At 53.0% G+C, this 13,721-nt stretch carries 9 protein-coding genes; 7 read left to right on the forward strand and 2 right to left on the reverse strand.

The features are described 5' to 3' along the window. Positions 1 to 74: 74 nt before the first annotated feature. From mazG to EDI29_RS13485, 5 genes are all read left to right on the forward strand, one after another. Positions 75 to 887 (forward strand): nucleoside triphosphate pyrophosphohydrolase, encoded by an 813-nt coding sequence (mazG, locus tag EDI29_RS13465; RefSeq protein ID WP_137741287.1) that lies wholly within the window; start codon positions 75 to 77, stop codon positions 885 to 887. Positions 888 to 1,113: 226 nt separating this feature from the next. After that, complete coding sequence (gene pyrG / locus EDI29_RS13470; protein ID WP_137741288.1) at positions 1,114 to 2,751, forward strand: glutamine hydrolyzing CTP synthase; 1,638 nt, start codon at positions 1,114 to 1,116, stop codon at positions 2,749 to 2,751. 98 nt (positions 2,752 to 2,849) lie between these two features. Further along, entirely contained in the window at positions 2,850 to 4,145 is a 1,296-nt protein-coding gene (eno, locus tag EDI29_RS13475) for a phosphopyruvate hydratase (protein ID WP_107170045.1), read from the forward strand. Between the two features lie 1,151 nt (positions 4,146 to 5,296). Then, positions 5,297 to 7,480 (forward strand): TonB-dependent receptor, encoded by a 2,184-nt coding sequence (locus EDI29_RS13480; RefSeq protein ID WP_137741289.1) that lies wholly within the window; start codon positions 5,297 to 5,299, stop codon positions 7,478 to 7,480. 5 nt (positions 7,481 to 7,485) lie between these two features. Beyond that, positions 7,486 to 8,568, forward strand: coding sequence for an ABC transporter substrate-binding protein (locus EDI29_RS13485; RefSeq protein WP_137741290.1), 1,083 nt, complete (start codon positions 7,486 to 7,488; stop codon positions 8,566 to 8,568). A 77-nt stretch (positions 8,569 to 8,645) separates the two neighbouring features. Here EDI29_RS13485 and EDI29_RS13490 read toward each other — a convergent pair whose 3' ends face one another. Both EDI29_RS13490 and EDI29_RS13495 read right to left on the reverse strand, forming a co-directional pair. Continuing rightward, on the reverse strand, positions 8,646 to 9,323 hold the full coding sequence (locus EDI29_RS13490; protein WP_137741322.1) for a type 1 glutamine amidotransferase domain-containing protein: 678 nt from the start codon (positions 9,321 to 9,323) through the stop codon (positions 8,646 to 8,648). 45 nt (positions 9,324 to 9,368) lie between these two features. Further along, the gene (locus tag EDI29_RS13495) at positions 9,369 to 10,787 is read right to left on the reverse strand and encodes a coniferyl aldehyde dehydrogenase (RefSeq protein ID WP_137741291.1); all 1,419 of its coding nucleotides are present in this window, start codon (positions 10,785 to 10,787) and stop codon (positions 9,369 to 9,371) included. A 157-nt stretch (positions 10,788 to 10,944) separates the two neighbouring features. Here EDI29_RS13495 and EDI29_RS13500 point away from each other — a divergent pair, with 157 nt between their 5' ends. Together EDI29_RS13500 and EDI29_RS13505 are read left to right on the forward strand one after the other, a co-directional pair. Beyond that, positions 10,945 to 11,835, forward strand: a complete 891-nt coding sequence (locus tag EDI29_RS13500; RefSeq protein ID WP_137741292.1) for a LysR family transcriptional regulator — start codon at positions 10,945 to 10,947, stop codon at positions 11,833 to 11,835. A 301-nt stretch (positions 11,836 to 12,136) separates the two neighbouring features. Next, positions 12,137 to 13,696 (forward strand): MFS transporter, encoded by a 1,560-nt coding sequence (locus tag EDI29_RS13505; RefSeq protein ID WP_137741293.1) that lies wholly within the window; start codon positions 12,137 to 12,139, stop codon positions 13,694 to 13,696. The last annotated feature ends 25 nt before the right edge of the window (positions 13,697 to 13,721 follow it).

Genomic DNA, 13,721 nt, shown 5'->3' on the forward strand with positions numbered 1-13,721 from the left:
GATGTCTTTGCGATTTTTAGCCGAAGTTGGCTGCCGTATTTTGCTATTTCACACAAATTTTTTTCAGGAATATTATGACTTTACCTTTGACGAATTTATCCTCCGTCGAGCGCCTGCTCGCCATCATGAAAACCCTGCGCGATCCTGAAAATGGTTGTCCGTGGGACAAGAAACAGACGTTTGACACCATCGCGCCTTATACGTTGGAAGAAACGTATGAAGTGCTGGATGCCATCAGCCGTCAGGATTTTGATGATTTGCGCGGTGAGTTAGGGGATTTACTGTTTCAGGTGGTGTTTTACGCGCAAATGGCGCAGGAAAAAGGCCTGTTCGATTTCTCCGATGTCTGTAACGCCATCAGCGACAAGCTGGAACGCCGGCACCCGCATATTTTCGGCGATCTGACGCTGACGGACAGCGATGCCGTGCTGGCAAACTGGGAGCAGACCAAAGCGCAGGAGCGGGCGGAGAAAGATCGTCATTCGCCGTTGGATGACATTCCTGATGCGCTGCCTGCCTTAATGAAAGCGCAAAAAATTCAGCAGCGTTGTGCCTCTGTTGGCTTCGATTGGGACAGCCTGGGGCCGGTGCTCGATAAAGTGTACGAAGAGATCGACGAGGTGATGTTTGAGGCGCGGCAAGCCGTTGTCGATGAAGAAAAATTAGGTGAAGAGATTGGTGATTTATTGTTCGCCACAGTCAATCTCTCTCGTCATCTGGGGCACAAGGCTGAGAATGCATTACAGGCGGCAAATCGCAAGTTCACGCGTCGTTTTCGCGAGGTAGAACAAATTGTTACGGCATCGGGAAAAACGCTGGAACAGGCGACGCTGGATGAAATGGAAGCCGCATGGCAGCAGGTGAAAAAACAGGAAATAGGCCATTAATCCGTTTTTAATCACAAACCCTGTTTTTATCGATTTTAATGAATATATTTTATTGTTATTAAAGGTAATTATTGGTTGTGGTGAGAGCGGTTTTACTTCACCTTCGAGGGTGTTGGAATCGCCACATTGTGTAAAACGAACATTTGTGGCGTTCATCAGGTTCAGGTATACTACTTTCCCGTCTTGGTACCTCCATCGTCTTTAAACCTAAACTCTCAGGTTCAGCATGACAACTAATTATATTTTTGTGACCGGCGGGGTCGTTTCCTCTCTGGGTAAAGGCATTGCCGCAGCCTCTCTGGCGGCTATTCTTGAAGCCCGTGGCCTCAACGTTACCATCATGAAACTGGACCCGTACATCAACGTGGATCCGGGCACGATGAGCCCGACGCAGCACGGTGAAGTGTTTGTCACCGAAGACGGCGCCGAAACCGATCTGGACTTGGGTCACTACGAGCGGTTCATCCGCACCAAAATGTCTCGCCGCAACAACTTCACCACTGGCCGTATCTACTCTGATGTCCTGCGCAAAGAGCGCCGTGGCGATTATCTGGGCGCGACCATTCAGGTGATCCCGCATATCACCAACGCGATTAAAGAGCGCATCATTGAAGGTGGCGAAGGCCACGACGTCGTTCTGGTCGAAATCGGCGGTACCGTCGGCGATATCGAGTCTTTACCGTTCCTTGAAGCGATTCGGCAGATGGCGGTGCAAGTGGGCCGCGAACACACGCTGTTTATGCACCTGACGCTGGTGCCGTATCTGGCGGCGGCGGGCGAAGTGAAAACCAAGCCGACGCAGCACTCCGTTAAAGAACTGCTTTCCATCGGTATTCAGCCTGATGTGCTGATTTGCCGTTCCGACCGCACCGTGCCGGCCAACGAGCGTGCAAAAATTGCTTTATTCTGTAATGTGCCAGAAAAAGCAGTAATATCCCTTAAAGACATTGATTCGATTTATAAAATCCCGTCGCTATTGAAATCACAGGGGCTGGACGATTATATTTGTAAACGATTCAGCTTGAACTGTCCCGAAGCCAACCTGTCAGAATGGGAACAGGTTGTGTATGAAGAAGCGAATCCGGGCGGCGAAGTCACTATCGGTATGGTCGGCAAATATGTTGCGCTGCCGGATGCCTACAAGTCTGTGATTGAAGCACTGAAACACGGTGGTTTGAAGAATCGCCTGACGGTGAACATCAAGCTGATCGACTCACAGGATGTTGAAACCCGTGGTGTCGAAGTATTGAAAGATTTGGACGCTATCCTGATTCCTGGCGGTTTCGGCTATCGTGGCGTCGAAGGGAAAATCATGTCGGCGAATTACGCCCGTGAGAACAACATCCCTTACCTGGGCATTTGCCTGGGGATGCAGGTCGCATTAATGGAATTTGCCCGTAACGTTGTTGGGATGGAAGGGGCAAACTCAACGGAGTTTGTGCCAGACTGTAAGTACCCTGTCGTTGCGTTGATCACGGAATGGCGTGATGAGAACGGCAATGTTGAAGTCCGTGATGAAGCCAGCGATCTGGGCGGCACCATGCGTGTTGGCGGGCAGCAATGCCATCTGACCGAAGGTAGTCTGGTGCGTCAGATGTACGGTGAGCAAACGATTATCGAACGTCACCGTCATCGTTATGAAGTTAACAACATGCTGTTGAAACAGATTGAAACGGCGGGATTACGGGTTGCTGGTCTTTCCGCCGACCGCAAACTGGTGGAGATTATCGAGTTACCCGATCATCCTTGGTTCGTTGCCTGTCAATTCCACCCGGAATTCACATCAACGCCGCGAGATGGACACCCCCTGTTTGCCGGCTTTGTCAAAGCCGCTGGCGCGTACCAGAAGCGTCAGGTGAAGTAAGAGTTATATCAGCAACGCGCGATCGCTATCGCGCGTTGCTCGTCTAGGGTTTTAGTTCTATCTAAAGTTTTAGTTTAACTTGTACTGAGGAAAATCTAATGTCCAAAATTGTTAAAGTCATCGGCCGTGAAATCATCGACTCACGCGGAAACCCAACTGTTGAAGCTGAAGTTCATCTGGAAGGTGGTTTTGTAGGTCTGGCTGCTGCGCCATCAGGGGCTTCTACTGGCTCTCGCGAAGCGCTGGAACTGCGTGACGGTGACAAATCCCGTTTTCTGGGCAAAGGCGTAACGAAAGCCGTTGCTGCGGTTAACGGCCCGATTGCTCAGGCTGTACTGGGTAAAGACGCGAAAGATCAGGCTAACATCGACAAGATCATGATCGACCTGGACGGTACTGAGAACAAATCTAAGTTCGGTGCTAACGCCATTCTGGCCGTGTCTCTGGCTGCCGCTAAAGCTGCTGCTGCGTCAAAAGGTCTGCCACTGTATGCTCATATCGCTGAGCTGAACGGCACCCCAGGTAAATATTCTATGCCTCTGCCAATGATGAACATCATCAACGGTGGCGAGCACGCGGATAACAACGTTGATATCCAAGAGTTCATGATTCAGCCTGTTGGCGCAAAAACGCTGAAAGAAGCCATCCGTATGGGTTCTGAAGTGTTCCACACCCTGGCTAAAGTTCTGAAATCCAAAGGTATGGGTACTGCTGTTGGTGACGAAGGTGGCTATGCGCCAAACCTGGGCTCCAACGCTGAAGCGCTGGCCGTTATCGCAGAAGCGGTAAAAGCAGCAGGCTACGAGCTGGGCAAAGACATCACGCTGGCGATGGACTGCGCAGCGTCTGAATTCTACAAAGACGGTAAATACGTTCTGGCTGGCGAAGGCAACAAAGCGTTCACCTCTGAAGAATTCACCCACTTCCTGGAAGATCTGACCAAACAGTACCCAATCGTGTCTATCGAAGACGGTCTGGACGAATCTGATTGGGCTGGCTTCGCTTACCAGACTAAAGTTCTGGGCGACAAAATCCAACTGGTTGGTGACGATCTGTTCGTAACCAACACCAAGATCCTGAAAGAAGGTATCGAGAAAGGCATCGCTAACTCTATCCTGATCAAATTCAACCAGATCGGTTCTCTGACCGAAACGCTGGCTGCAATTAAAATGGCGAAAGACGCAGGCTACACGGCTGTTATCTCTCACCGTTCAGGCGAAACTGAAGATGCAACCATCGCTGACCTGGCAGTAGGTACAGCAGCGGGCCAGATCAAAACGGGTTCTATGAGCCGTTCTGACCGTGTTGCTAAATACAACCAGCTGATCCGTATTGAAGAAGCACTGGGCGACTCTGCGCCGTTCAACGGCCTGAAAGAAGTTAAAGGTCAGTAATTACGTCTCTGGTGTAATCCGGTAGCCGAGAAGGCAGCCTGATACGCACCAACGTGATTAACCATAAAAATCCAGAAGCGCGAAAGCGTTTCTGGATTTTTTTATGGCGGACATCCTTGTCCGCCACCCTCCGGGCCGTTGCTGCGCAACGTTGAAAAACGCTCCTGACGTTTTTTTATGGCGGACATCCTTGTCCGCCACCCTCCGGGCCGTTGCTGCGCAACGTTGAAAAACGCTCCTGACGTTTTTTTATGGCGGACATCCTTGTCCGCCACCCTCCGGGCCGTTGCTGCGCAACGTTGAAAAACGCTCCTGACGTTTTTTTATGGCGGACATCCTTGTCCGCCACCCTCCGGGCCGTTGCTGCGCAACGTTGAAAAACGCTCCTGACGTTTTTTTATGGCGGACATCCTTGTCCGCCACCCTCCGGGCCGTTGCTGCGCAACGTTGAAAAACGCTCCTGACGTTTTTTTATGACGGACATCCTTGTCCGCCACCCTCCGGGCCGTTGCTGCGCAACGTTGAAAAACGCTCCTGACGTTTTTTTATGACGGACATCCTTGTCCGCCACCCTCCGGGCCGTTGCTGCGCAACGTTGAAAAACGCTCCTGACGTTTTTTATGGCGGACATCCTTGTCCGCCACCCTTCGGGCCGTTGCTTGCGCAACGTTGAAAAACGCTCCTGACGTTTTTTTATGGCGGACATCCTTGTCCGCCACCCTCCGGGCCGTTGCTGCGCAACGTTGAAAAACGTTCCTGACGTTTTTTTATGGCGGACATCCTTGTCCGCCACCCTCCGGGCCGTTGCTGCGCAACGTTGAAAAACGTTCCTGACGTTTTTTTATGACAGGCATCCTTGTCCGCCATCCTGCGGGCAGCTGCTGCGCAACGTTGAAAACGCTTTCGGCGTTTTTTCGACAGGACATTCCTGTCCGCCCTATTTCCTGTTACAGGGAGGAAGATACCTACAATTTAGTACTCTTCATACACCCTGTTTTTATATTTGAATATTTAAAATTCAACGTTTTATAAAATAAATCCCTCTATCGCTCTCCTTATTTTCTTCTTGTCATGTCTGTATAGTATGCGTCGATATATAAATAATTACATATCGATAATTGACATAATATTGACTAACAGGGATATAGCGGATGAAAGCCCGAAAAAATAATAGAAAAAAAGCACAGTGGTTATTGCCAGCATTAATGGTGGTTGTTCCACCCGTATTGAGCGCCGAATCAGCAACAATCAAGGACAGCGAAAAGACAAAAGCGGCTGATGTGATGGTCGTCAAGGCCGATCGCAGCGAGGCGAATGCGAATCTGGCTGGTGCAGGTATGACGGTCGACGATGTAGAGATCGGACCATTAGGCAAACGCTCAAGGTTGGATACGCCATATTCGACCACGACCGTGACGGAAGCCATGATAGCCAATCAGCAGGCAAAAAATGTTAACGATCTCCTCAAATATAACGCGTCCAGCCAGATGCAGGCGCGCGGCGGCATTGACGTAGGTCGTCCTCAAAGCCGTGGTATGCAAGGAAGCGTGCTGGCGAACAGCAGATTGGATGGGTTAAATATTATTTCCACCACCGCTTTTCCGGTTGAGATGCTGGAGCGACTGGATGTGATTAATAGCCTGACTGGCGCACTGTATGGGCCTGCCAGCCCAGCCGGACAGTTTAACTTTACGCAGAAAAGGCCAACGGCGCAGACGTTAAACCGCTTTACCGTCGGCTATTCCGGTAAAGGTGCGGCGATGGGTCATGCCGATCTGGGTGGGCATCTGGGAGACGAAAACCAGTTCGGTTATCGTATAAACCTGCTACAGGATGAAGGTGAAGGAAGTATCAGCAACAGCACGTTGCGGCGGCAATTAGCCAGCGTGGCGTTTGATTGGAACCTCTCGCCTGATACGGTGTTGGAAGTCAACGCCAGCGAGTACCGTTTCCGCAAAATGGGCTATGCGGGGGATTTTGCCTATGGGCCGACGATGCAGCTACCCAAAGCGCCGGATATTACGAAACAGGGATACGGGCAGAGCTTCGCAGGACTCGATCTGATAACCAAAACGGCCAGCACACGCCTGAAACACTACTTCAATAATGACTGGTACGCTTCGGGTGGGGTGGGCTATCAAGTCGCCGATCGCGGTATGCGTTCGCTGTCGCATAATATTTTGCCATCAGGGGATGTGGAAACCACGCTGGAGCAGCAATACTCATCCGCGCGTTTCCGGGTTCTGAGCAATACGCTGCAACTGAACGGTCATATCGATACGGACGGGCCTTCCCACGATGTAGTATTTAGTACCACCGGGTATCAATGGACGATGTTTTCTTCTCCCGGCAATGATAATGAATATACGCTAGGGACCTCGCCTATTAATGCGCCGCAGCGCTATAACGATCCCAGCGATGGGCGTTTTTATGTCGGTTCTGGTCATGATAAATCCAGCCGTGCCAGCCAACAGGCTATCACCGCGGGTGATACGATCACCTTCAACGATCGCTGGTCGGCCATGGGCGTGGTGAGCCAAAGCTGGTTGACCTCACGCAACTTCACTAATGGTAATGTGCAGCGTGCGACGGGCACGAGTCCGACGCTGTCGCTGATGTACAAACCCTTACCAAACGTGATGACCTATGTCGCCTATGCTGATTCTCTGGAGCAGGGGGATACCGCTCCTAATAGCGCGGTGAACAAAGCGCAGACGCTGAAGCCTTACCGCAGTACCCAATATGAAGCGGGCGTGAAATCCCAGTGGGATGGGGTGAACCTGAATGCGGCGGTGTTCCGTCTGGAACGGCCTTTCGCCTATGTTGATCCTGCCGATAACGTGTTCAAAGAGCAGGGGAAACAGGTTAACACCGGGTTAGAGTTGACAGCGGATGGTGAAGTACTTTCCGGTTTGCATGTCTATGCCAGCACGACGCTGCTGGACCCCAAGCTGACGGATACAGGGATTGAGGCGACGACGAATAAACGGGTGGTCGGGGTGCCGAAGTTTCAGGCTAACCTGCTGACGGAATACAGCCATCCGTCTTACCCCAATATGGTCTATACCGCGAACCTCCATTACACCGGTAAACGTGTGGCCAATAATACCAACACAGCGTGGGTAGATAGCTATATGACGCTGGATCTGGGCACACGCTATGGCTTCAAACTGTACGACAAGCCGGCAGCGTTTCGCGTTTCGCTCAATAACGTCACCAATGAACATTATTGGAGCTCGCTCTTCCCTTATCGTCAGAACGGGGAGAATCGAGCCTCCAGTGCGTTTGTCGGTGACCCGCGTGAAATCCGCGCTTCTTTGACCGTTGACTGGTGAGTGTGATGCAGAAACGTAACCTTACCACGCGCTATCGCGAGTATTTGCTCAATGCGTTAGTGCTGCTGGCGGTGAGTTTCTCCGGCGTGCATCTGGTTCAGGCGGAAACGCCTGAACCCGCGCAGCGGACGATTCACTATTACGGCGATCGCACTGTGACGGTGCCCGTGACGGTTGAGCGGGTTGCCACCTCGTGGAATGCGCAAAACTCGATACTGGCGATGCTCGGCTATGGCGATCGTATTGTCGGGACGACGAAGCTCGTGCGCGATATGCCGCTGTTCCGCCAGTTTGTGCCGTCCATTACGCAGGCTTCGCTGGTTTCCCAGAGTGGAAATATGGGAATTAATACTGAAGCATTGATTGCGCGCCGTGCTCAGGTCTTTTTCGTGTCGGAAAGTGTGCCTATTGCTGAAGCCGAGGTATTGCGTAAAGCCGGAATTGCTGTGGTGCCACTGCGTTACAATTCGCTGGCGGCGATGGTGGAACGCACGTTGATTACCGGTGAGATTTTGGGGCCGGAAGCGTCGCGTCGGGCACAGGATTTTGCCGCCTACTATCAGGACAACGTCAGGCGAGTGACGGAGGTTATCCAGCGCATTCCGCCACAGCAGCGTGTAAAGGTCTACCATTCGGTTGGCGATCCGTTGACTACATCTGGACGTCCCTCATTGAATCAGGATTGGATGGATCTGGGCGGCGCGATTAACGTGGCTGAGCCGTGGTTCAGCCAAAGTGGTGTGACAACGGCACCTGTTTCACTTGAGCAAATTTTTCAGGCCGATCCCGATGTGATTATTACGATGCAGGCTGAAGATGCGAAAGCAATCCGTCAGGATGCAAAGTGGCAGCAACTGCGTGCGGTAAAAGAAGGGCGTGTTTACGTCAATCCGCTGGGCATGTTCTGGTGGTGTCGAGAAACGTCTGAGCAGGCGCTGCAATTTCTTTGGCTGGCAAAAATGCTCTATCCACAGCAGATGCAGCACATTGATATGGCAAAAGAGACGCATGATTTTTATCAGCGTTTTTACGGTATCGATTTGACTGCGCAACAGGTAGCGTTAATTTTGTCTCCCCCTGTACATTAGGGGCTTCAGTTGATGGCAGGGCCGCATTGTGATGCGGCCCTGTTTTTTTAGACACAGACATGAGGGGATGACGCTGATTACGCCAACTTCTTGAGGATTGCTTTGGCGACGACTTCTGAACTAGCCGGGTTCTGACCGGTGATCAGCTTGCCGTCTTCAACGAGGTACGGTGCCCAGTCTGGGCCTTTTTCATACAGACCGCCGAGTTTCTTGAACTCATCTTCAATCAGGAAAGGCACCACGTCCGTCAACTGAACCGCCGCTTCTTCACCGTTGGTGAAGCCTGTCACTTTACGACCTTTAATCAGCGCATCGCCATTTTCTGCTTTCACGTGAATCAGTACGCCCGGTGCGTGGCAGACAAAACCGGTCGGCTTGTTGGCGCGAACAAAGGCTTCGATGAGCGCGATAGAGACCGGCGATTCCGCCAGATCCCAAAGCGGGCCGTGACCGCCGGGATAGAAAACGGCATCAAAATCCTGTTCGCTGACGGTATCGAGTTTTACCGTATTGGCCAGTTCCTGCTGTGCGGCAGGATCGGCTTTAAAACGGTGCGTCAGTTCGGTTTGAAAATCAGCGAGATCGCTTTTCGGGTCGAGAGGTGGCTGACCACCGGCAGGTGAGGCGAGCACCAGCTCGGCGCCTGCATCTTTAAAGGTGTAATAAGGGGCGGCAAATTCTTCCAGCCAGAAGCCGGTTTTATTGCCCGTGTTGCCCAGTTCGTCGTGAGAAGTCAGTACCATCAAAATTTTCATCATTTTTCTCTCTAATTTCAGGATGAGCAGGTGAATAGACGCCGGTTACCCTTTCAGGGCGGCGACAATCGCGTCTTGTTTCTCATGGTAAGGCGCACGCAGTGTCAGGTTAGACGCGCCATCTTCACTTTGTATGACAATCGGTTTGGCGTGGCTGAAACGGCGGAATCCGTGGATGCCGTGGTACGCGCCGATGCCGGATGCGCCAACGCCGCCGAACGGGAGTGTGTCGATAGATACGTGCGTCATTACATCGTTGATGACCAGCGCGCCTGATGTCGTTCTGCTGGCGAAGCGTTGCTGCATGGCCTCATCGTTGCTGAACAGATAGGCCGCCAGCGGACGTGGATGCGCATTGATGTAGTGAATCGGTTCCTCTGCGGCCTGATAGGTTTTGATGGGCAGCAGCGGGCCGAAAATTTCTTCCTGCATGATCGTCATCTCATCGCTTACGCCGAACACCAGATGTGGGGCAACCTTGCGGCTTTTGGCGTCGTAGGGTGCTTCGCCTTCCGGTGCCAGACTGACGACGGTCGCGCCTTGCTGCTCAGCCTCTTTCAGGATGCGGATCAAACGATCGTAATGTCTGTCAGCAATGATAGATGTGTAATCCGGGTTCGCCTGTAGTGTCGGGAAACTTTTCTGCATAAACGCTTTCGCGGCATCGCGGAAGGCTTGCTCTTGACCTTCGGGCAGCAGCACATAATCCGGTGACAGGCAGATTTGTCCGGCGTTGAAGGTTTTCACCGTCAGCGTGCGTTCAACGGCTTCGGTGATGTCCGCGCTGCGATCAATCACGACAGGGGATTTGCCACCCAGCTCCAGCGTGACCGGCACCAGATTCTCTGCCGCCGCGCGCATCACCTGTTTCCCAACGGCGGTGCTGCCGGTGAAGACCAGATGATCGAACGGCAGTTCGCTGAATGCCTGACCAATTTCTGCATCACCCAGCACCACGGCCAATTCCAGCGGGTCAAAATAGTGAGCGATCAATTCCGCCAGCAGCTCAGACGTGCGCGGTGTGAGTTCTGACGGTTTCAAAATCGCAGTATTGCCAGCGGCAAAAATGTCAGCCAGCGGGCCGAACGACAGGTTCACCGGAAAGTTCCACGGACTGATTACGCCAATCACGCCCAAAGGCTGATGTTGAATCCACGCCTGCATACCGGGAGCGGGTTCATCCACGGCTTCTGGCTGCATCCAGCGTTCAACGTTGTCGATGGCGTTCTGGAGTATTTTCAGCGTGATGCCGATGTCGGCGGCGAAAGAGTGATACAGGCTGCGATGGCCGAAATCCTCACTCATGGCCTGCGCGAGAGCCGCATGGTTTTCACGGAGCAGATTGATGCTGCGCTGTAAGCGATCTTGACGCAGCGCGGCATCGGCGGGGCCAGAGGCAATGTGAGCGCGCTTCATCGTATTCAGGATGGCTTGTAAATCCTTTTTGGATTGTTGTGTCGACATATTTTGTCCTCTTTTATTCATCGAGTACCAGAGAAAACAGCAAGTTAGCCAGAATTTCCAGGTCATTCAGCATGGGTAAAGGATACGGCAGGGGTTGATCCGTCCGCCAACAAGATTATTATTCGAGGGGTATAAATAATTTTATAGGTATCATCGTATGTCGCTTATCCGTCTACGCACGTTTGTGGAAGTCTATCGGCAGCGCTCGATTAGCGGCGCGTCACGTGCGCTTAATCTGACCCAGCCGGCGGTGTCGCAGCACATTGCCGGGCTTGAGGTCGCAGTGGGGCGTCGTCTCTTTGAGCGTCAGGCTAACGGCGTGACGCCAACGTCGGCAGCAGATGATCTGGCGGCGGATCTCGGAGATAAGCTGGATGAAGCCGAAGCCGCGTTAGCCTCTGCCCGTGCGAGGTCAATGGACGTTGCGGGGACACTGCATATCATCGGTCATGCGGACTTCATGGCTGAAGTGGTGTCAGAACAGCTATTGCCGCTACTTGAGGCGGGCGTGCGGGTACACATGCATACCGGTGACGGTGACTTGATCAAGCAAATGTTGCTCGAAGGACATTGCGATCTCGGCATAACGGCGCACCCGGTGACGGATAAGCGGCTGAAAAGCGATCTGTTAAAGAGTGCGACCCTCCAGGCGGTGGCGGCGCCTGCGATTGTCGAGCGGCTATTGCGGACGGGCGATCTGCCGCAGGCGCTGGCGCAGGAACCGATGCTGGCGTATGACCTTGAGTTTCCTCTGATCGATCGCTGGTTGAAGAAGAACCGCATACAGGACAGAGGGCTGGTGCCTGCCGTGGTGAGTCAGGATCTGCGTGCGCTGCGTCGCGTGCTAACCAGAGGATTTGGCTGGACGGTGATGCCGGTGTATTTATGTCAGGATCTGCTGGATTCGGGGGAACTTGTCATTATCCCGCCGCCTGTCGGCACCACGCAGCTGGATTACTATCTGGTCTGGGTGCCGGGCGCGCTGCGCCAGCCGCGTTTAGCCCACGCGCGGCAAACCTTCCTGTGGCGCTTGCAGCACGCGGAGTAACCTCGTCCTCGGTTAAAAAAATGCTGTTTTTCAAGAGATAATGAGGCGTAGCTCGTTACCAGTTCCGCCTTCCTTTTTGCTTGCTCCTCACTTTCCATCCTGTGATCGCCATAAACGAACTGCTGGTTTCGTTCAGTTAAAATCGCTTTTTATAAAATCTTTGAAGCGGATCGCATCAATCTTCCCTGTGCTGCCAGCGTGGGGCGCGTGGTGGCAAAAGCGCAAAGGTTTTCACGATCGCCGGGCGCTACCGTATCAGCGTGACACCTTCATAATGAAAAATGTTCGGGGAAGGATGGCGATGAAAACGCGTAAGATCGGTTTGGCTAACTATTTAGCCTACGGTTCAGGGGACTTTCTTGGTGCGGGTACAACGGCGCTGACGGCCGCCTGGTTACTCTATTTTTACACCACGTTTTGTGGCTTAACGCCGATTGAGGCAACGTTTATTTTTGCGATGGCGCGCGTGCTCGATGCTGTCGTCAGCCCGCTGATGGGTTTCCTGACGGATAACTTCGGTTCAACCTGGCTGGGCAAACGCTTTGGCCGCCGTAAATTCTTTATTTTGCTCGGTATTCCCTTCGTGTTCAGCTACAGCTTCATGTGGGTGGGGGATATGAGCTATTGGTACTATCTGCTGACCTACCTGCTGTTCGATATCGTCTATACGATGGTGCTGGTGCCGTATGAAACGCTGGTGCCGGAAATGACTGACGATTTCAAACAGAAGACCAAGTTCTCCGGCGCACGCATCGCGCTGGCGCAGCTGTCTGCGATTTTGGCCGCGTTTCTGCCGGGCATCCTGCTGGGCTACTTTGGTAAAGACAACGCCATTTCCTTCTTCTATTCGAGCCTGGTGTTCTCCGTTATCTGTGCGCTGGTGCTGACGCTGGTCTATTTCTTTACCTGGGAACGGCCACGCGATCAGATGTCGGAAGCGTCGCTGCGGGCGGAGAAAGAGCGCCAGTCTCTGACGTTAGGCCAAAGCCTGAAACGGCTGAACGTTGAGCTGGTTTCCACGCTGCGTATTCGTATTTTCCGTCAGCATCTTGGGATGTATCTGGGCGGGTATATCGCGCAGGACGTGTTTAACGCCGTGTTCACCTATTACGTGGTCTTTGTGCTGATGCAAAGCCCGACGATGGCGTCTAACCTGATGGGCACCATGGCGATTCTGCAATTCATTGCGGTAATTGGCATGATCCCGCTGTGCATCCGTTTTGGACCAGCCCCATCTTACCGCTTGGTCGTGTGCCTGTTTGGCGTGAGTGCGCTTTCCTACGCGGTCCTGTGGTACAGCGGCCTGCATGACACCTTCTCTCTGCTGCTGTTGATTTCTGCGTTGGCGGGCATCGGACGCGGCGGGATCAACTACGTACCGTGGAACACCTACACTTACATCGCAGATGTGGATGAAGTGATCACCGCGCAGCGTCGTGAAGGGATCTTCGCCGGGATTATGACGCTGACTCGCAAAGCCTCTCAGGCTGGCGCGGTGATGCTGGTGGGGATTGTGTTGCAACTCTCCGGCTTCGTATCCGGGCAGAGCGTACAAGCGCCGGGCGTCAGCCACACGATTCTGATGATTTTGAGCTTCGGCACCGTAGGCGTGCTGGCGCTGGGCTTCCTGGTGTCTCTGCGCTTTAAACTCAACCTGCAAACGCACAGCGTGCTGCGGGAAGAGACGCTGAAAATGCGTGAGGCTGGGCGTCCTGTGCCGGAGAAGATTACCCCGCAGGCGCGGGCCACGGTCGAGATGCTGGCGGGTATGCCGTATGAATCGCTGTGGGGCAATAACAACATCGGCTACCTGAACCGTCATAAAGGTGACAAGCCGGTCACGCACGCCACGCAGTCGTAACTGTATTGAACTGTTAACTGATAAC

Source organism: Pectobacterium polonicum (assembly GCF_005497185.1).
Lineage (GTDB): Bacteria > Pseudomonadota > Gammaproteobacteria > Enterobacterales > Enterobacteriaceae > Pectobacterium > Pectobacterium polonicum.